The sequence below is a fragment of the Polaribacter sp. HA6-7 genome (assembly GCF_055693625.1).
On sequence record NZ_CM146338.1, the window covers coordinates 2,683,020 to 2,703,178 of the forward strand.

The window sequence follows — 20,159 nt, forward strand, 5'->3', positions numbered from 1 at the left end:
CTTTTTTAAGTCTAAAAACCCACTTTTAAATGTTTATATATTTATTTATTGTTAAATTCGCCCACACATAATTAAGTATTTCTTATGACATCAGCAAACTTTAAAAAATGGAATATCATTTTAGGATGGTTCACGTTTGTAATTGCGCTAATAACCTACTCTTTAACAATAGAACCAACAGTTAGTGCTTGGGATGTTGGAGAATATATAGCAACTTCTGTAAAACTAGAAGTTGGGCATCCGCCAGGTGCACCTTTATTTCAAATGTTAGGCGCATTTTTTGCAATGTTTACATCAGAAAGTTCTGAAATTGCCAAAATGGTAAACTTTATGTCTGCTTTAGCTAGTGCATTTACTATTTTGTTTATGTTCGGACTATTACCAATTTAGGTGAAAAATTAGCTTTAAAATCAGGAAAATTAACACAAGGTAGCTATATAGCAATTTTAGGAAGTAGTATTGTAGGTTCTTTAGCCTATACTTTTTCTGATAGTTTTTGGTTTAGTGCCGTAGAAGGAGAAGTGTATGCGATGTCTTCTTTTTTAATGGCTATTTTATTTTGGCTAGGTCTTAAATGGGAAAGTGAATTACACACTGCACGTGGTAACAAATGGCTAATTCTAATAAGTTTTGTTATTGGTTTGTCTTTTGGCGTACATATTTTATCATTACTTGTAATTCCTGCAATTGTAATGTTATATTTCTTTAAAACTTATAAAAACATCAATCTAAAATCTACAGCAATTGCAACAGTTTTATCTGTTTTTGTTTTAGCTTTTGTTTTTAAGTTTTTATTTCCTTTTACACTTAAGTTTTTTAGTGCTTCAGAATTATTTTTTATCAATACAATTGGCTTACCATACAATTACGGTAGTATTATTGCTGCAATTATTTTAATGGCTCTTTTCTTCTTCGGATTAAAATACACTCGAAAAAAGAAAAAAGTACACACAAATACGCTAATACTTGCTGTTTTATTTATTATGATTGGTTTCTCGTCTTGGATGATGTTACCAATTAGAGCAAACGCAAACACTACAATTAACGAAAATAACCCTTCTAGTGCTAGAGAATTATTAGCCTATTACGAACGTGAGCAATATGGTGATGCAAATGTGTTTTACGACACTTATTACTCTAATAAATACAGCAGAGAACAAGATGCAAACAATCCTTTAAAGGATGACAAACCTAAATACGAAAAGAAAAATGGCAAATATGTTATTGTAAACAAATACAAGAATGTTGTACCAAATTACTCTGATAAGCATAAAGGTTTTATTCCAAGAATGGTAGATCCTGCATCCGAAGAAATGTATAAAAAAATTGCAGGTATTCCTTTAAATAGTAAAAGAAGACCCACTTTTGGCGAAAACCTAAAGTTTATGTTTAGCTATCAATTTGGTTATATGTATGGTCGTTATTTTATGTGGAATTTTGTTGGAAGACAAAACGATATTCAAGGTCGATTAGATTTATTTAACGGAAACTGGATTAGCGGTATCGATGCTATCGACGAAGTTCGATTAGGCTCTCAGCAACAATTACCGTCTCAAGTTTTAGAAAATAAAGGAAGAAATAAATATTATTTTTTACCATTAATTTTAGGAATGATTGGTTTATTTTTTCAAGTAAAATGGGATAAAGAAAACTTCTTTACACTTTTCTTATTTTTCGCTTTTACTGGTTTTGCAATTATATTTTACACAAACCCAAAACCTTTTGAACCTAGAGAAAGAGATTATGCGGTTGTAGGTAGTTTTTACATTTTTGCAATATGGATTGGCTTTGGAGTGCTAGCTCTTTATGAATACTTAAAAAATGTTGCTAACAAAAAAACAATTGCAATTGTAGTTTCTGTAGTTTCTTTATTAGCGGTACCAACATTAATGGCATCAGAAAACTGGGATGACCACGATAGATCTAACAGATATACAACACGCTTAAATGCTCAAGCGTATTTAGAAAGTTGCGATGAAAACGCAATTATGTTTACCATAGGAGATAATGATACTTTCCCGCTTTGGTACATGCAAGAAGTAGAAGGTATTAGAACAGATTTAAAGCTAGTAAACACAAGTTTATTTGCTACAGATTGGTATATCGACCAAATGAAAAGAGCAACTTATGATGCTCCTCCGATTCCTTCTCAATTAAAACACGATCAATATAAATATGGTAGTTTAGATATTGCTTACCATATAGAACACCCAAGATTTAAAGATTCTATTATAGAAATTAAAGATTTTATGCGTTGGATTTCTTCTGATAGTGATGCAACTTATTATATTGTTGAAGAAGAAAATATCAAAGAAAAATATTATCCTACAAACAGAATTAGAATTCCTGTAAACAAAGAAAACGTTTTAAAAAGCGGAATTGTTGCACAAAAAGATGCAGACAAAATTGTAGACTTTATAGATATTACTATTGATGATAGAGGCATTACAAAAAACCGCCTTTTAATGTTAGATATCTTAGCAAATAACGACTGGAAACGCCCAATTTACTTTACTGGTGGTGCAAATGCCGATGAAGAATATATTTGGTTAAAAGATTATTTACAATTAGATGGTTTGGCTTTTAAATTAGTACCAATTAAAACGCCAGCAAAATATATAGACGAAGCTGGCAGACCAAGAGAAGTAAGTTTGTTTGATATTGGTAGAATAGATGCTGATAAAATGTACGCCAACATTAATAAACTAGATTGGAAAAATATAAATAGTGGCGAAATCTATTTAGACGAACAAACAAAAAGAAATGCAATTTCACTTAGAAATAGCCTAATGCGCTTATCTGATGCTTTTGCAAAACAAGGTGACACAATTAAAGCAGTAGAAGTATTAGACTTATCTTTAAGCAAAATGCCTATTGAAGATTTTGATCACTACAGTTTATCTTTGGGGTATCCAGAAATGTATTACAATTTAGGAGAAAATAATAAAGCAAAAGCAACAGCAGAAACACTAAGTAGGTTAATTATCGAAAAACTAACTTGGTTAAGTACGTTTGACAAAAATGATAGTGATTTAATTTTTGATGAAATAGACCAATCTTTATACATGTTTAAGAACCTAATAGATCAAGTAGAAAGAGGTAGTAATGATAAAGATTACGTTTCTAAAATTCAGACAGATTTTATGGACACTGTAAAACTTTTTGGGCATTTAATGCCGGACGAAGAGTAATACAAAAATGAAAGCATATTTCCCGGAACGCCGGATTTTATAATGAGATTATTCTCTAAATACATCTCGGCGTTTTTCTTTAGAAAAAAGAAGTTTTTTTAACTTTTGATGATGGCCCAACTCCGAAATTACAAGATTTGTTCTAAATGAATTGAAAAAATACGATGCAAAAGCTACTTTTTTTGCATTGGAAAAAACATCGAGAATGAACCTGAAATTTTTAATGCTATAATTTCTGATGGACATACAATAGGTAATCACACTCAAAATCATTTTAATGGCTGGAAAAACGATACATCTGTATATATTGATAACGTTTTAACTTGTGAAAAAAGCATCCTAAAACACTCTAACCAAAATTCTGACTCTAAATTATTTAGACCGCCTTACGGAAAAATTAAAAAATCGCAAGCTAGAATTTTAATAGAAAAAGGCTTTAAAATAATTATGTGGACGGTTTTGTCTCGGTGATTTTGACACTAAGTTATCTAAAGAGAATTGCCTACAAAATGTTTTAAAAAACGTAAACAACGGTAGTATTATTGTTTTTCATGATAGTGTAAAAGCTGCCGAAAAAGTTACTTATGTACTGCCAAAGGTTTTAGAAAAACTTTCTAAGCAAGGTTTTATTTTTAAGGCCATAGAATAATTGCTAAAAGATAAAAGTTAGCAAATAGTTTAGCCCTGATTGAGCGGCATGTTTGAGCTCTTTTCTAGGAACGAAGAAAAAGCGAGTAGCGAAAGCAGGAAATAGCTTCTAAAAATACTGCTGCACCAAGCCAATTAATGTGTTTGCGTCTTGATAACCTGTTTGACGCCATTTCATTTCGCCGTTTTTATAGATCATAAACGTTGGGTTTCCTTTTACACGCAAAGCATCTGCAAGAACTTCGTTTTTATTAATATCTATTTTAATAACTTTTGCTCTATCACCTAACGCTGCTGCTACACTTCTTAGGGTTTCTACGGTAGTTTCTGCATCCGAAAGTTCTGCATAGAAATCTATAAGAACTGGTTTATGAACACTGATTAATTCTCCAAATTTTGTCATGATATAAGTTTTTTAAGAGGTAAAAACGTATAAATTAGTCAATTGTTAATTCACAAATATAAGAAATCTATTTGAATAAGCTGATTATCAAGCTTTTTTAAGCTCGATCACCGTAATTTACGGCCAAATACCAACACGCCCGGGAAAAGCATGATAACCAAAACCTCTGTTTACATTTATAAATCTACCTGCTTCTTCATACAAACCTGCCCATTGTTTGTATACAAATTGAGAAGGACTCCATTTTAACCAACCGGGTATTTCGATTCCCATTTGCAAACCATGTGTATGACCGCTTAATGTTAAGTGATAATTAAGATTGTCTTTTTTAACGATTTCTTCCCAATGACTAGGATCGTGAGACATTAAAATTTTAAAATCTTCTTTTTTGATATTTTTAGAAGCCTTTTTTAAATCTCCGGCTTGGTTGAAACCTTTTCCCCAATTTTCTACACCTAAAAGTGCAATTTTCTGTCCGTCTTTTTCTAGATATCGATGTTCATCTAACAACAAATCGAAACCTATCTTTTTATGAATATCTTTTACTTTTTGAAAGTTATCTATTTTGTCTTGCGGATTCTTCCAATCCATATAATCACCATAATCATGATTTCCTAAAATAGAATATTTACCTTCTTTGGCTTCTAGTTTATCAAAAACATCAATCCAATCATCCATTTCATCTGCTTTATTATTTACAATATCTCCTGTAAACAACATAATATCAGATTTTTGCTGATTGATTAAATCTACGCCGTATTTAATCTTTTCTTTATTTGTAAAACTACCAGAATGAATATCTGAAATTTGTGTAATTGTAAAACCATCAAAAGCATCTCGGTAAATCTTTAAAAGATAATTGATACTTTAAAACTTTATAATTGTATTTACCTTGTATAATACCATAAATAAAAGATGCAAATGGTATTGCCGCTAAACCTAAAGCTATTTGCGATATAAATTTTCTTCGACTAGCTAAAGGCTTTGTATTTTCTGATGAAATAGCAGAAATTAATTTTAAAAACCACCTATAAATGTCTTCGCCAAACATAAACAGCAACACAATTATTTTAGGAATTAAAACGGTAAGCAATAAACCCATTGCCATTTGAAATTGTGGTGTTTGCCCTTGACCTCTATCATAAGTTAATGCAACATATAAAAAGTTTGCATACACAGCTACACTTATAAACAACCATGCAAAACGAATAATTTTATTTTTAGAAATTGTTTTAATTGCCTGAAAAGCATAAAACTCTAATAATATAATAACGGCAAATAAAATAACAAGTCTAATTATCATTTTCATGAAGAATCTTTATTTAAAAAATATTCGGTAAAGATAAGCGTTATAATTTCGTTTGAATTTTAATAGCATGTTAAAGTTTTGTAGCTTTACTGCAACATCTGTGGCCATAAAAAACCACAACTATTTTAGAAAAAATTACCATTAAATTTTAGATATGTCAGATCAAAAAAGAGTTTTTTAGTAGATGCCTTTGCATTGATTTTTAGAGGATATTATGCTTTTATTAAAAATCCGAGAATTAATTCTAAAGGTTTAGACACCTCTGCAATAATGGGTTTTATGAACTCTCTTTTAGACGTAATTAAAAGAGAAAGACCAGATCATTTAGCGGTTTGTTTTGATAAAGGAGGTAGTGTAGATCGAGTAGAAATGTTCGAAGCCTATAAAGCCAATAGAGATGAAACACCAGAAGCAATTAAAGTGGCTGTACCTTATATTCAAGAAATTTTAAAAGCCATGCATATTCCTATTATGGTTAAAGAAGGTTTTGAGGCAGATGATGTAATTGGTACACTTTCTAAACAAGCAGAAAAAGAAGGTTATAAAACTTTTATGGTAACACCGGACAAAGATTTTGCTCAATTGGTTTCTGAAAACATTTTTATGTACAAACCTCGTTTTGGTGGTGGTTATGATATATGGGGAATACCGGAAGTACAAGAAAAATTTGGCGTAGAAACACCAGAGCAAGTAATTGATTTCTTAGGGATGATGGGAGATTCTGCAGATAACATTCCGGGATTACCAGGTGTTGGAGAAAAAACTGCCAAAAAATTTTTAGCTGCTTATGGTTCTATGGAAAACCTTTTAGCAAATACACACGAGTTAAAAGGAAAAATGAAAGAGAAACTAGAAGCTAACGGTGAGTTAGGCTTACTTTCTAAAAAACTAGCTACAATTATGCTAGATGTTCCTGTTACCTTTCATGCAAAAGACTTTGAATTAGATCAACCAGATATCGAAAAAGTTACCGCTCTTTTTAATGAATTAGAATTTAGAAACTTACTAGTAAACTTTACACGAACTTTTGCTGTTGAAAATGCAGAAAAAGTAAATTCTGCAGAAAACTCATCCGAAGAAAAAGTAAAAACTACAGCAAAAAAAGCCGTTACTGCACCAGAAGGTCAATTTGATTTATTTGCTGCACCAGGTTCTGGTAGTGTTTCTGATGCCGACATTGCATCCGGATTTAAAACAATTAATAACACCGATCATTTTTATCAGCATTTAGATTCTGTTTTATCAAGAAAACTATTACTTCGAAAATTAATGGCTCAAAAATCTGTTTGTTTCGATACAGAAACAACTGGTTTAAAAGCTTTAGAAGTAGAGTTGATAGGAATTGCATTTTCTTTTGAAAAAGGAAAAGGTTATTATGTTTCTTTTCCGGAAGATCAAGAAGAAACAAGATTAATATTAGAAGAATTTAGACCATTTTTTGAATCAGAAATTGAAAAAATTGGTCATAATTTAAAATACGACATTAAAGTTTTATCAAATTACAACATGCCTGTAAAAGGTAAATTGTTTGATACTATGATTGCGCATTATTTAATCAATCCCGATATGCGTCATAATATGGATATGTTGGCAGAAACCTATTTAAATTATCAACCCGTTTCTATTACAGAATTAATTGGTAAAAAAGGTAAAAACCAACTTTCTATGCGCGTTGTACCGATTAAAGACCAAACAGAATATGCGGTAGAAGATGCAGATATCACTTTTCAATTAAAGCAATTATTTACATCAGAATTAGAAAGTGGCAATGTTACCAAACTTTTTAATGAGATAGAATTACCATTGGTATCGGTTTTAACGGCAATGGAAATTGAAGGTATTAATGTAAATACAGATTTTCTAAAAGAACTTTCGATTGCTTTGTCTGATGATATTAATCGTTTAGAAAAAGAAATTTACGAACAAGCTGGCGAAGAGTTTAATATTGCATCACCTAAACAATTAGGAATTGTGCTTTTCGAGAAAATGGAATTGGTTAAAAAACCTAAAAAGACCAAAACAGGTCAATATAAAACCGGCGAAGATATTTTATCCTTTTTAGCTAAAGACCATAAAATAATTAGAGACATTCAAGAATATAGACAATACAAAAAACTACAAAGTACATATGTAGATGCTTTACCAAACGAAATTAATTCGAAAACTGGTAGAATTCATACGGAATATATGCAAGCGGTTGCTGCAACAGGTCGTTTAAGTTCTAACAATCCTAATTTACAGAACATACCAATTAGAACAGAACGTGGTAGAGAGGTTAGAAAAGCTTTTGTTCCTAAAGATGATAATTATGTTTTACTAGCGGCAGATTATTCGCAAATAGAACTAAGAATTATTGCTGCATTAAGTGAAGAAGAAAACATGATAAATGCTTTTAAAAACGGCGAAGATATTCATGCTTCTACTGCTGCAAAGGTTTTTAATGTTGCTTTAGAAGATGTTACAAGAGAGCAACGTAGCAATGCAAAAACCGTAAACTTTGGTATTGTTTACGGTGTTTCTGCTTTTGGTTTAAGCAACCAAACTAATTTATCTAGAAGTGAAGCCAAAGAATTAATAGATACGTATTACGAAACGTATCCTAAATTAAAAGCTTACATGACTTCTCAAGTAGAATTTGCAAGAGAAAAAGGATATGTAGAAACCGTTTTAAATAGACGTAGATATTTAAAAGACATCAATTCTAGAAATGCAATGGTAAGAAGCGGCGCAGAAAGAAACGCAGTAAACGCACCAATACAAGGTTCTGCAGCCGATATTATTAAACTTGCAATGATAAATATTCATAACCGATTCGAGGCAGAAGGTTTTAAATCTAAAATGCTTTTACAAGTGCATGATGAATTGGTTTTTGATGCACACAAAGAAGAGCTAGAAATTATTAGACCAATTATTAAGCATGAAATGGAAAACGCATTTAAAATGAGCGTACCGTTAGATGTAGAAATAGATTTAGGTGAAAATTGGTTAGAAGCACATTAAAAATGAAATTAGACTACATAGAAAACTACAACGGACTTGATGAAAATTTAGTTCGATTATATAATTTTGACAAAACAGAAGCTCTTAAATTTAAGAATTTATTGAAGGAAATTGTCATCAATAAAAAACAGAAATTAAATTTAGCTGAAATAGACTTTATTGAACCAAGAAATTGCAATTTAATTTTTGGTTTGTTTAAATCTGATGAAGGTATTTTAACGAAAGACAATGAAACTTTTTTCTGTATTTTAACTTTAGAAAGTTTTATTAAAATGATATCTTTAATAGAACCTTTTTGCAAAAAAGTCACAAGAGCTCATCAATATTTATATGATGTAGACACACCTACAGATTTGCTTTTTTGTCCTTCTGCGACTTAAAAATTTGACAGGTTTTTTAACAAAAGTAACAACCAATAAGAAACGAAATATCTAACATTTAGAAGGCACATATTTAGCTTAAAATGTTTTCTAAAAAAACGAAAATCCGAAACCAAAAGAAACACTATCCAATCGGTTATTTTTAAACCCGTAGATACCTTTTCTATGAAAATCTATTCTAAAAACAGTGTTCCATCTTTTTTCTCCGGCAACTTGAACTCCGACACCTAAACCATAATAATTACCGTCTGAATACCTAGAAGAAGGTGTCCACATTTTACCATATCTAACTTCTACAAAATGATTGTTATTTTCTTTTTCTGTAATATTATACCGTAAACTACCATACGCTGGAAAAGCATCTACAGCATAATTAAAATGAAAATCGTAACCACCATTTAAAGCGACAGCTAGTCTTTTTTTAAACTCGTAACCAAAACCAACTCTAAAAAGAAAGCAGAAGGCACAATAAGTGGTCCGTTATCATCATCATTCCCTATTTCATAATCTTCATTTATACCTAGTGTAAAGTTTAAATCTGCAGTAAAAAAAGGTCGTCCTAATTTTTCTTGAGAGAAGGTTATTTGAAATACTGTAAGTGCTAAAATTGAAAGTAGTGTTCTTTTCATTTGGCTATCTTTTTTTGAGATTTAAGTCATCAATAACTATTCCGTTTTACACCAACCAATTAAAAGTTAATTTCCCTTATTTCAATAAATGAATTTTATATGTAATTTTGCAACCAATTATGAGCATAATATCTAAAGACATACAAAAAGCAGCGCAATTATTAACTGATGAGAAGTTAGTAGCAATACCTACAGAAACAGTTTATGGATTGGCAGGAAATATTTTTAGTGAGAAAGCTATTAAAAGTATCTTTTCTACTAAAAAAAGACCTTTTTTAATCCGTTGATTGTACACATCCCTTCTAAGGAAGCGCTAAAAGATATTGTTGTTGATATTCCAGAGAAAGCAAAATTATTAGCAGATGCTTTTTGGCCAGGTTCTATGACTTTAGTTTTAAAAAAGAATAAAAATATTCCTGATTTAATTACAGCCGGTAAAGACACTGTTGCTGTTCGTATACCAAATCATCCGGTAACATTAGAACTTTTAAATAGTATCGATTTTCCTTTGGCAGCACCAAGTGCAAATCCTTTTGGCAGTATTAGCCCTACTAAACCAGAACATGTAGAAAGTTATTTTAACAATGAAATTTCTCAGGTTTTAGACGGCGGATCTTGCGCAAACGGAATAGAATCTACTATTATTGGTTTTAACAACAACGAGCCAATTATTTATCGATTAGGTGCTTTGGCTTTAGAAGAAATAGAAGCTGTTGTTGGTAAAATTACAATTTTAAATAAGAAAGAAGTTAAACCTGATGCTCCTGGAATGTTGGCAAGACATTACGCACCAAAAACTACAACATATTTAGTTGATGATGTTGCTTCTGAAATACAAAAACATAACGATAAAAAAATCGGAGTTTTAGTATTTAATTCCTCTGTAAATAATAATGAGATAACAGAAATTATTCTTTCTAAAAACAATTCTATGCAAGAAGCTGCTACTAACCTATACAACGCCATGCACACTTTAGATAGCCAAAATTTAGATATTATAATTGCAGAGCGTTTTCCTAATAATGGCTTAGGAAAATCTATAAATGATAGATTACAACGCGCTACATTTAAATAATTTATCTTACAAACCTATACGTTGCTTTTAATAGAAAAGTATCATTTGCAGGAACATCAAAAATTTGATTGCTTACACTATCAGTTAAAGAGTCGTTTATATTTTGAGAACCTGCAGAACCTCTAGCCCAAACTAAAAATAATTCCGAACCAGGTATATACTCCCATCTTACCACTAAGTTTGTTTGTAATTGTACAAATGAAAAATCTGGATTCGAAAACGAATACGTGTCATTATCTAAGTTTTCATCAATAGTATAAATGCTGCTGCCGAATTTGTTGTGGTTTTAGATATTTGATTCTCAGTATAAAAATTTACACGATCGTTAATAGAACTTGCTACAGAATTATTTACATAATTAAAGTTAGAATATCTACCTCTAGAAATATAAGGTTGTCCATAAAATTGAACAGAAAAATTAGGATTTAAACTATAATTTAATCGCAAAGTAGAAGACCAAGTATCATTTTTAATATTACCTAAAATGTATCGTTTTAAATTACCAAAATCTGCAGTAGTAACATATTGTGTTCTATCTTGTGTTTTACTTAAAGAATTATCTAAAGACATGCTAAAAGAATCAAAAGGTTGATAATTAATTCTAAATGTATACCTATTTCTATTAAAAACATCTTCTTCACTTTTAACTTTAAGGTAACTAACTCTAAAACTAAATTTCTTACTTCTATCAGAATTTATTGAAGCATAATAAAAAATATCATCTGCAGCACGCCAACGCGGACCACCTCTTAAAAAAGCATTTCTATGGATCTTACTACTAGATCCAAATCCACCGCTTGTAGACCAATTGTTTATCCAACTGATGTCTCCTTGTAATTCATATCTAAATCGATTTAAATTACCTCCAAAATCGTAACTTGTAGATTGCTCTAAACGTAAATTCATATTTCTATAAATGTCAGTAGGAACTTGCCATAAATATCTTGCTTCTGTAAATTGAATCATCTCATCGGTTTGTCTTAAAAAGCCAACATCATTCAATTCTAATTCCGGAGAACGCCATACAAAACCAGCATTATAACGCCAATTACCACCACCTTGCTTACCTGCCTCTACTCTACCACCTGTACCTGTTAAAGAAGTTCTATTTTCATCTAAATTAATATAATCTGCATCAACTCTTTGAAATAATCTAGCAATTGATTGTTGTGTATTAGAAATTGCTTCTTTACTACCGTTAACACGACTTAAAATACTATTTCCTTCTACATAGAACTCCCTATCTTGCCAAGTGTGTCTAAAATCTACACCTGCTGTATAGGCAGATTTATGCAACTCATTAAAATTACCATCTAAATTTCTATTTGTAGCCGTTGCAATACCACCGATGTAAGAATTTCTTTCATTAAAATCTTTCTGAACTCTTGTAACGAAGTAATTTGTTAAAGGCTCTACTATTTCTTCTCTAGTACTACCATCTACTTGTCTTATTTCTGCAAATTCATTAGCAGTAACACTCTCTAAAACACCAATAGACCATCCATTTTGTGTTTTACCGGAAAACTTAGCTGCTCCTAAAATTGTTGAATTTTGCGGAACATCTGCAAATTCTCCCGCTTGCAAATTGGCACCTCTATGAGGATTTCTACCAATTCTTCTGCTGTAAAAAAGATTGTCTCTACCATTTGCAAATCTAAAGTCAAAAATATTTTTATTCTCTACAAAAAAGGGTCTTTGTTCTCTAAAAAATATTTGAAATCCGTCTAAAGCAATAGCTCCAGGGTCTGCTTCTACTTGTCCAAAATCAGGATTAATAGTAAGATCTAAAGTTAAATCGTTTGTAATTCCGATTTTAGCATCTAAACCTGCATTTAATTTAAAATCACTTCCATCTCTGTAAGGGTTATTTGGTTCTGCAGGATAATTATCATATTGCATAACAGTAAACGGCTGTACCTCTAGTTGTTTTTGAGACACCAAATCGATTAAACCATGTAATTCTCCGGCCTCACTAATAAAACCAGCTTGATCATTAGGTATTCTTTGCCATAAAGACCTTTCTTGTAACCTAAAAATAGTTCTATTAACATTAAAACCCTGCATTTGTTCTTTAGCATTACCAAAACGTAATTGACTAAATGGAATCTTCATTTCTGCGGTCCATCCTTTATCATCTACTTGTGCATCTGTATACCAAATAGGGTTCCAACTTTCATCAAAATTATCACCGTTACCTGTAGCAATCTCTTCACCTTTTACTCCTGCAGCAGTTGTAGTAAAAACAAAAGCGGTTCTTTTATCGTGATAACTATCTATAATTACATTTATTCTATCTCCTGCAAAACCATCTCTTCTACTTAATCTTTGTTGAATTAATTCTGGATTAGCATCTAAAGCTCTTAATGCGATGTATAAATACTTTGCATCATACATAACTTTAAACATTGTTTGGTGCGCAGGCGGAGTGCCTTCATCCGGAGATTTTTCTACAAAATCAGAAGACCATTCTACTACATTCCATGCATCATCAGAAACATCGCCATCTATAATAGGTACTTTTTTTAGTTTTTTTGTAGTATAAATTCTCTTAGGTACTTTAGTTTGAGAGGCTTCTTGTGCATAAAGGCAAAATGCAGAAAAAACAGTTAATAATGTAATTAAAAACTTCATGTAATTTTGGGTTGATTTTTCATCAAAAAAGACTGTTTTTTTGATTTTGCAAAAGTACCTTACTAATATGGTAAAGTTTTCTTAAGATTCTGTTAATTTTAAAAACTTTAAAAACAGTAAATTAGTCTCGAAAAAAATAATCTAAAACTCTATTTGTCAATTAAATAAATAGCATTACATTTGCACTCCTTTTTTAAGGAAAATGAAAATTATTAATAATTGACAAAAACTAATAGTGTAATTATGAACACATTAAGTTACAAAACAGTATCAGCAAACAGCGCTACCGTAAACAAGGAGTGGGTTTTAGTTGATGCGGACGGGCAAACGTTGGGTCGTCTAGCTTCTAAAGTAGCTAAGCTAATTAGAGGTAAATACAAGCCAAACTTTACTCCTCACGTAGATTGTGGAGACAACGTGGTTATTATCAACGCAGAAAAAATTAACCTTACTGGAAACAAGTGGAGAGACAAATCTTACATTCGTCACACAGGTTACCCAGGAGGACAAAGATCGTTAACTGCAACAGAAATGTTTGAGAAAGATCCTACAAGATTAATCGAAAAAGCAGTTAAAGGGATGTTACCAAAAAATACTTTGGGAAGCGCTTTATACAGAAACTTGTATGTATATGCAGGTACAGAGCACAAACAAGCAGGTCAAGAACCTAAAGCTATTAACCTAAACGATCTTAAATAATGGATACAGTTCACAAAATAGGTAGAAGAAAAACAGCTGTTGCTCGTATTTATCTTACAGAAGGTAAAGGTAACATTACTGTAAACAAGAAAGACTATAAAAGTTATTTTACTACTGGTACTTTACAGTACAAAGTACAACAACCTTTAATGTTAACAGAAAACTTAGAATCTTACGATATTAAGGTTAACGTATATGGTGGTGGTATTACAGGACAAGCAGAAGCTATTCGTTTAGCAATCACTAGAGCTTTAGTTTCTATTGATGCAGACCATAGAGCTGTCTTAAAACCAGAAGGATTATTAACGCGTGACCCAAGAATGGTTGAACGTAAGAAATTTGGTCAGAAGAAAGCACGTAAAAAATTCCAATTCTCGAAACGTTAATATATTTGCAAAATTTATTTTGCACTATATTTTATCGAGAACTGTTATTATTACAAACAATTAATATTAAACAGTTTAGTATCTAAATATATAAGACTCGTAAGACTACTTATATATTGATTTCAAAACAGAAAGTAAACACATTTATAAAATGGCAAACGTAAACATTCAAGAATTATTAGATAGTGGTGTACACTTCGGACACCTTACTAGAAAATGGAACCCAAACATGGCTCCTTATATTTATACAGAAAGAAATGGTGTTCACATCATCGATTTGTATAAAACAGCAGCTAAAATAGAAGAAACTTCAGAAGCTTTAAAAAAGATCGCTAACTCTGGACGTAAAATTTTATTTGTTGCTACAAAAAAGCAAGCTAAAGATATTGTTGCAGAAAAAGCAAAATCTGTAAGCATGCCTTATATTACAGAAAGATGGCCTGGGGAATGTTAACTAACTTTGTTACTATTAGAAAAGCTGTTAAGAAAATGGCTCAGATTGATAGAATGAAGACAGATGGTTCTTTTGATGCATTATCTAAAAGAGAAAAATTACAAATTAATCGTCAAAGAGAAAAATTAGAAAAGAATTTAGGTTCTATCTCTGATATGACTCGTTTACCTGGTGCATTATTTGTAGTAGACATCAAAAAAGAGCACATTGCTGTAGCAGAAGCTCAAAAATTAAACATTCCAATTTTTGCAATGGTAGATACAAACTCTGATCCAAGACAAGTAGACTACGTAATTCCTGCAAACGATGATGCTTCTAAGTCTATAGACAAAGTATTATCTTTTGTTACTGATGCAGTTGCAGAAGGTTTATCTGATAGAAAAGCAGATAAAGAAAAAGTAAAAGAAGCAAAAGCAGAAGCTCCTAAAAAAGCAGAAGCTGCTACAGAAGAAAAAAATAATTTAATAACTAATTAGAAACCTTAAGTTTCTAAATAAAAAAAGTGACATGGTAAAAGTAAGTGCTGCTGACGTTAAAAAATTAAGAGAAGCAACTGGAGCTGGTATGATGGACTGTAAAAAGGCATTAGTAGAAGCAGAAGGAAACTTTGACGAAGCAATAAACATTTTACGTAAAAAAGGTCAAAAAATTGCTGCTAAAAGAGCTGATAGAGAATCTACAGAAGGAGTTGCAGTAACTAGAATTAATGACTCTAAAACAGAAGGTGTAGCAATCGTATTAGCTTGTGAAACTGATTTTGTTGGTAAAAACGAATCTTTTGTAGCTTTAGGTGGTCAATTTGCAGACATCGCTTTAAATTACGCAGACAAAGAATCTTTCTTAGCTGCTGATTTTGGTGGAATGACTGTTGCTGATAAATTAGTTGAGCAAACTGGTGTTATTGGAGAGAAGTTAGAAATAACTGCTTTCGAAAAAGTAGAAGCAGCTTATGTTGGTGCTTATACTCACATTGGTAAAATTGCTGCTTTAGTTGGTTTATCTGCTGTTGTAGATAACGCAGAAACTTTATCTAAAGATCTTGCAATGCAAATTGCATCTATGGGAGCAACAACTTTATCTTACAAAGATTTAGACCCTGCTTATGTAGCTGCAGAAACTGAAGCTAGAATTGCAGTAATCGAAAAAGATAATATCGAGTTAGGTAGATTAGGAAAAACTTTAAAAAATGTTCCTCAATTTATTTCTATGTCTCAATTATCTGATGAAGTTTTAGCTAAAGCTGAAGAAGATGCAAAAGCAGAATTAAAAGCAGAAGGAAAACCGAACAAATCGGGATAGAATTTTACCAGGTAAAATGGAAAGATTTATTTCTGACAACACTACTTTAGATACAGAACAATGTCTTTTAGACCAATCTTTTATTAAAGATGAAAAGAAGACTGTTGCACAATACGTTAAAACGTTTGGTGATGTAGAAGTATCTACTTTTAAAAGAGTTACTTTAGGATAATTACTATTCTAAAAAACATATTTTTCCTAACCTCGTTATCAAATATTTGATAACGAGGTTTTTTTATTTTCAAAAAAAGAAAATCAAAAAAAACGTAATTTTGCGCAACTCTTAAAAGAAACTATGCAATATAAAAGAATACTCTTAAAATTAAGTGGCGAAGCATTAATGGGAGAAAGACAATATGGTATCGATCCAAAACGTCTTTCTGAATATGCTAAAGAAATTAAAGAAGTTATAGCAAAAGGTATCGAAGTAGCAATTGTTATTGGAGGTGGTAATATTTTTAGAGGTGTTGCTGGTGCTGCAAATGGCATGGATCGTGTACAAGGAGACCATATGGGTATGTTAGCAACTTGTATTAATGGTTTAGCTTTACAAAGTGCTTTAGAAGACGAAGGTGTTTATACAAGACTACAAACAGCTCTAGAAATTAAAGAAATTGCAGAACCTTATATTAAAAGAAGAGCAATTAGACATTTAGAAAAAGGTAGAGTTGTAATTTTTGGAGCAGGAACAGGTAACCCATATTTTACAACAGATACAGCCGCTGTTTTAAGAGCAATCGAAATTGATGCAGATGCAATTTTAAAAGGAACTCGTGTAGACGGTGTTTATAACGAAGATCCCGAAAAGAATAAAGACGCTATTAAATTTGACACAATAACTTTTAAAGAAGTTATTGAGAAAGGTTTAAAAGTTATGGATATGACAGCATTTACATTAAGTGAAGAAAATAAATTACCAATAATTGTATTTGACATGAATACCAACGGAAACTTACTAAAACTAGTTTCAGGTGAAAAAATTGGTACTATTGTTGATAATCAATAAGAAAAATCTTTAAATTTAGAAAGATGAACGAAGAAATTGAATTTATATTAGACACAACTAAAGAAGCAATGAATAATGCAATTGCTCATTTAGAAAAAGAATTAAGAACTATTAGAGCAGGTAAAGCTACACCTGCAATGTTAGGCAATGTAATGGTAGATTATTATGGTTCTCAAACTCCGTTAGGGCAAGTTGCAAACGTAAGTACACCGAGACCCTAGAACTATTGCAATACAACCTTGGGAAAAAAACATGTTACAACCAATAGAAAAAGCAATTATGATTGCTAATTTAGGTTTTAACCCGATGAATAATGGTGACATAATAATGATTAACGTACCACCATTAACAGAAGAAAGAAGAATAAACTTAGCAAAACAAGCTAAAGCAGAAGCAGAAAATGCTAAGATTGGTATTAGAAATGCAAGAAAAGATGCAAACAACGATATCAAAAAAACAGATATTTCAGATGATTTAAAAAAGGCATCTGAAGCAGATATACAAAAGCTAACAGATTCTTACGTTAAAATAACAGAAGAAAAATTAGCAATCAAAGAAAAAGAAATTATGACAGTTTAAGAACTGTTAATTCAAAAGGTGTTTTTAATAAAAACACCTTTTTTTGGTTAAAACCCAACTTCAAATTAGTTACCTTTGCAGAAAATTTTTTAAATGAATTTCGGACAAAAGCAGCTGGTTTAATATTAAGAAACCGATACTTGGTTTTATTAATAATTGCACTAATAACAGCTTTTTTAGCATCTCAAATGAAGTATATGAAGTTCTCATATACAGAAGCAAATCTTTTACCGGAAGATCATGCTGCAAATCTAGAGTATAATAAATTCTTAGAAATTTTTGGTGAAGAAGGTAATTTAGTAATCTTAGGCGTTAAAGATTCAACCGTTTTTACACCAGAAAAATTTAATGCTTGGAATAAATTAGTAGAGCAATTTGATGCTAGAGAAGAAATAGATTTTACAGTATCTATTGCCGATGTACAAAAATTAAAAGCAGATAGAAAAAAGAGAAAGTTTATCTTAGAACCGCTATACGAAAAAAATCCAACCACTAAAGAAGAGGTTAAAGCAATAAAAACACAACTTTTTGAAAAGCTTCCTTTTTACGACAACCTACTTTATAACAAAGAAACAGGTACTTTACAAACCGCAATTTATATTAAAAAGGAAATTATAAACACACCTCAAAGAAGAGATTTTATTTTTGATGTTTTAATTCCTGCCATAGAAAAATTTGAAAAAGAAAACAATCTAGATGTTAGGGTTTCGGGATGCCATATATTAGAACCTTAAATGCCCAAAATATTCAAGATGAAATTTTACTTTTTGTAGTAGGTGCATTAGGTATTACTGCATTAATATTTTTCTTTTTCTTTAGATCTTTTAGAGCAACATTTATAACACTTCTAGTAGTTCTAATTGGTGTTATTTGGGCTTTTGGTTTTATAGGATTGTTCAGATATGAAATTACTGTTTTATCAGCTTTAATTCCGCCATTAATTATCGTTATTGGTGTACCAAATGCTGTTTTTCTTATCAACAAATATCAACAGGAAATAAAAAAACACGGTCAACAAGCAAAAGCTTTACAGCGTGTAATTTCTAAAATTGGTAACGCTACTTTAATGACAAATATTACCACGGCTTCCGGTTTTGCAACATTTGTCTTTGTAAAAAGTAATTTACTTAGAGAGTTTGGTATTCTAGCCTCTGTAAACATAATTAGTATCTTTATTTTGGCTCTATTGATAATACCTATCATCTATAGTTTTATGCCACTTCCAAAGAAAAAACACTTGAACCATTTAGAAAGAAAATGGATTGAGAATGTTGTGAATTGGATGGAGAAAATGGTGAAAAATCAAAGAATTACTATTTATTTTGCAACCGTTATCGTTATTGTTTTAGGTATAATTGGAGTTTATAAAATTCGAGTTTCGGTAGCTTAATAGAAGACATGCCTAAGAAAATGGATTTCTATAAAGACATTCGTTTTTTTGAAAAAGAGTTTGGTGGTATCATGCCTTTAGAGATTTTGATTGATACAAAAAAAGATAAAGGAGTCATGAAACTTTCAACTTTAAAAAAGATGGAAGAATTAAATGAAACCATTGAAACTTTTCCGAATTATCGAAACCAATTTCTGTCGTAAACCTAGTTAAATATTCTAAACAGGCATATTATAAGGGAAATCCAAGATATTATCAGTTACCAACAAATCAAGAACAAAGTTATATTTTTTCTTACACAAAAAACTCTAACAGTGATGCTGGCATGCTTAAAACCTTTGTAGATTCTACAGGTAGATATGCAAGAATTACAACTTTTATGAAAGATATTGGTACCGATAAAATGGATATCATTCAAGAACGATTAAAAGCAGTTATAGCAAAAGAATTTCCGGAAGATAAGTATACAGTTTCTTTAACTGGTAAGGCTTTGGTTTTTATAAAAGGGACTAATTACTTAATTAACAATTTAGTAATTTCTTTGTCATTAGCTATTTTATTAATTGCAATATTTATGGCTTGGATGTTTAGATCACCACAAATGATCTTAATTTCTTTGATACCAAACATGCTTCCTTTATTAATTACTGCAGGTTTAATGGGCTTTTTAGACATCCCTATAAAACCATCTACAATTTTAGTATTTAGTATTGCTTTTGGTATTTCTGTTGATGATACCATTCATTTTTTAGCAAAATATAGACAAGAATTGATCGCTAATAGATGGAAAATTAAACCTTCTGTTTATTCAGCATTAAAAGAAACTGGTGTAAGTATGTTTTACACTTCTATAGTTTTATTTTTTGGCTTTTTAGTATTTACACTTTCTAGTTTTGGTGGCACAATTGCTTTGGGTGGTTTGGTTTCTGTAACCTTACTTTTAGCCATGGTTTCTAACCTACTTTTACTACCTTCTTTGTTACTTACTTTTGAAAAGAAAATTGCAAACAAAAAGGTATTTAAAGAACCTAAAATGAGAATTTTCCCTCCGAAGGAAGATAAAATCGAAGAATAAAAAAT

At 31.0% G+C, this 20,159-nt stretch carries 10 protein-coding genes and 8 pseudogenes; 12 read left to right on the top strand and 6 right to left on the bottom strand.

What is annotated here, in order from left to right; all coding sequences use genetic code 11:
* Window positions 1–84 precede the first annotated feature (84 nt).
* Window positions 85–3,191: pseudogene (locus tag ACZ1HD_RS15015) on the top strand (glycosyltransferase family 117 protein).
* Between the two features lie 216 nt (window positions 3,192–3,407).
* On the top strand, window positions 3,408–3,662 hold the full coding sequence (locus tag ACZ1HD_RS15020; RefSeq protein WP_472689368.1) for a polysaccharide deacetylase family protein: 255 nt from the start codon (window positions 3,408–3,410) through the stop codon (window positions 3,660–3,662).
* A 286-nt stretch (window positions 3,663–3,948) separates the two neighbouring features.
* Here the strand turns inward: ACZ1HD_RS15020 and ACZ1HD_RS15025 are convergent, their stop codons facing one another.
* Window positions 3,949–4,242 carry a thioredoxin family protein gene (locus ACZ1HD_RS15025; RefSeq protein ID WP_077810280.1) on the bottom strand — a complete coding sequence of 98 codons (294 nt, stop codon included), beginning with the start codon at window positions 4,240–4,242 and terminating at the stop codon, window positions 3,949–3,951.
* 117 nt (window positions 4,243–4,359) lie between these two features.
* Window positions 4,360–5,551, bottom strand: a pseudogene (locus tag ACZ1HD_RS15030) (metallophosphoesterase).
* 154 nt (window positions 5,552–5,705) lie between these two features.
* Between ACZ1HD_RS15030 and polA the strand changes: the two are divergent.
* Both polA and ACZ1HD_RS15040 read left to right on the top strand, forming a co-directional pair.
* Window positions 5,706–8,551: pseudogene (polA, locus tag ACZ1HD_RS15035) on the top strand (DNA polymerase I).
* A gap of 2 nt (window positions 8,552–8,553) precedes the next feature.
* Complete coding sequence (locus tag ACZ1HD_RS15040) at window positions 8,554–8,931, top strand: hypothetical protein (protein ID WP_472687906.1); 378 nt, start codon at window positions 8,554–8,556, stop codon at window positions 8,929–8,931.
* Between the two features lie 90 nt (window positions 8,932–9,021).
* Here ACZ1HD_RS15040 and ACZ1HD_RS15045 read toward each other — a convergent pair whose 3' ends face one another.
* Window positions 9,022–9,207: a hypothetical protein gene (locus ACZ1HD_RS15045; protein WP_472687907.1), complete on the bottom strand. Its 186-nt coding sequence runs from the start codon at window positions 9,205–9,207 to the stop codon at window positions 9,022–9,024.
* A gap of 134 nt (window positions 9,208–9,341) precedes the next feature.
* Window positions 9,342–9,560: a hypothetical protein gene (locus tag ACZ1HD_RS15050; protein WP_472687908.1), complete on the bottom strand. Its 219-nt coding sequence runs from the start codon at window positions 9,558–9,560 to the stop codon at window positions 9,342–9,344.
* 119 nt (window positions 9,561–9,679) lie between these two features.
* On the opposite strand from ACZ1HD_RS15050, the pseudogene ACZ1HD_RS15055 reads away from it, so the two are divergent.
* Window positions 9,680–10,635, top strand: a pseudogene (locus ACZ1HD_RS15055) (L-threonylcarbamoyladenylate synthase).
* Window position 10,636: 1 nt separating this feature from the next.
* Here the strand turns inward: ACZ1HD_RS15055 and ACZ1HD_RS15060 are convergent.
* Both ACZ1HD_RS15060 and ACZ1HD_RS15065 read right to left on the bottom strand, forming a co-directional pair.
* Entirely contained in the window at window positions 10,637–10,810 is a 174-nt protein-coding gene (locus tag ACZ1HD_RS15060) for a hypothetical protein (RefSeq protein ID WP_472687909.1), read from the bottom strand.
* 62 nt (window positions 10,811–10,872) lie between these two features.
* Window positions 10,873–13,266, bottom strand: coding sequence for a DUF5916 domain-containing protein (locus tag ACZ1HD_RS15065; RefSeq protein ID WP_472687910.1), 2,394 nt, complete (start codon window positions 13,264–13,266; stop codon window positions 10,873–10,875).
* 243 nt (window positions 13,267–13,509) lie between these two features.
* Between ACZ1HD_RS15065 and rplM the strand changes: the two genes are divergently transcribed.
* The 7 genes and pseudogenes from rplM (at window position 13,510) to ACZ1HD_RS15100 (ending at window position 20,154) form a co-directional block, all read left to right on the top strand.
* Window positions 13,510–13,965 carry a 50S ribosomal protein L13 gene (rplM, locus tag ACZ1HD_RS15070; RefSeq protein ID WP_077811389.1) on the top strand — a complete coding sequence of 152 codons (456 nt, stop codon included), beginning with the start codon at window positions 13,510–13,512 and terminating at the stop codon, window positions 13,963–13,965.
* Window positions 13,965–14,351, top strand: a complete 387-nt coding sequence (gene rpsI, locus ACZ1HD_RS15075) for a 30S ribosomal protein S9 (protein ID WP_077810287.1) — start codon at window positions 13,965–13,967, stop codon at window positions 14,349–14,351. The genes rplM and rpsI overlap by 1 nt, the downstream gene beginning before the upstream one ends.
* A 216-nt stretch (window positions 14,352–14,567) precedes the next feature.
* A pseudogene (gene rpsB, locus ACZ1HD_RS15080) lies at window positions 14,568–15,281 on the top strand (30S ribosomal protein S2); the annotation flags it as partial.
* Window positions 15,282–15,312: 31 nt separating this feature from the next.
* Window positions 15,313–16,276 (top strand): annotated as a pseudogene (tsf, locus tag ACZ1HD_RS15085) (translation elongation factor Ts).
* 123 nt (window positions 16,277–16,399) lie between these two features.
* Window positions 16,400–17,110: a UMP kinase gene (gene pyrH, locus ACZ1HD_RS15090; RefSeq protein WP_077810290.1), complete on the top strand. Its 711-nt coding sequence runs from the start codon at window positions 16,400–16,402 to the stop codon at window positions 17,108–17,110.
* A 23-nt stretch (window positions 17,111–17,133) separates the two neighbouring features.
* Window positions 17,134–17,689 (top strand): annotated as a pseudogene (gene frr / locus ACZ1HD_RS15095) (ribosome recycling factor).
* Between the two features lie 197 nt (window positions 17,690–17,886).
* A pseudogene (locus tag ACZ1HD_RS15100) lies at window positions 17,887–20,154 on the top strand (efflux RND transporter permease subunit).
* Window positions 20,155–20,159 lie beyond the last annotated feature (5 nt).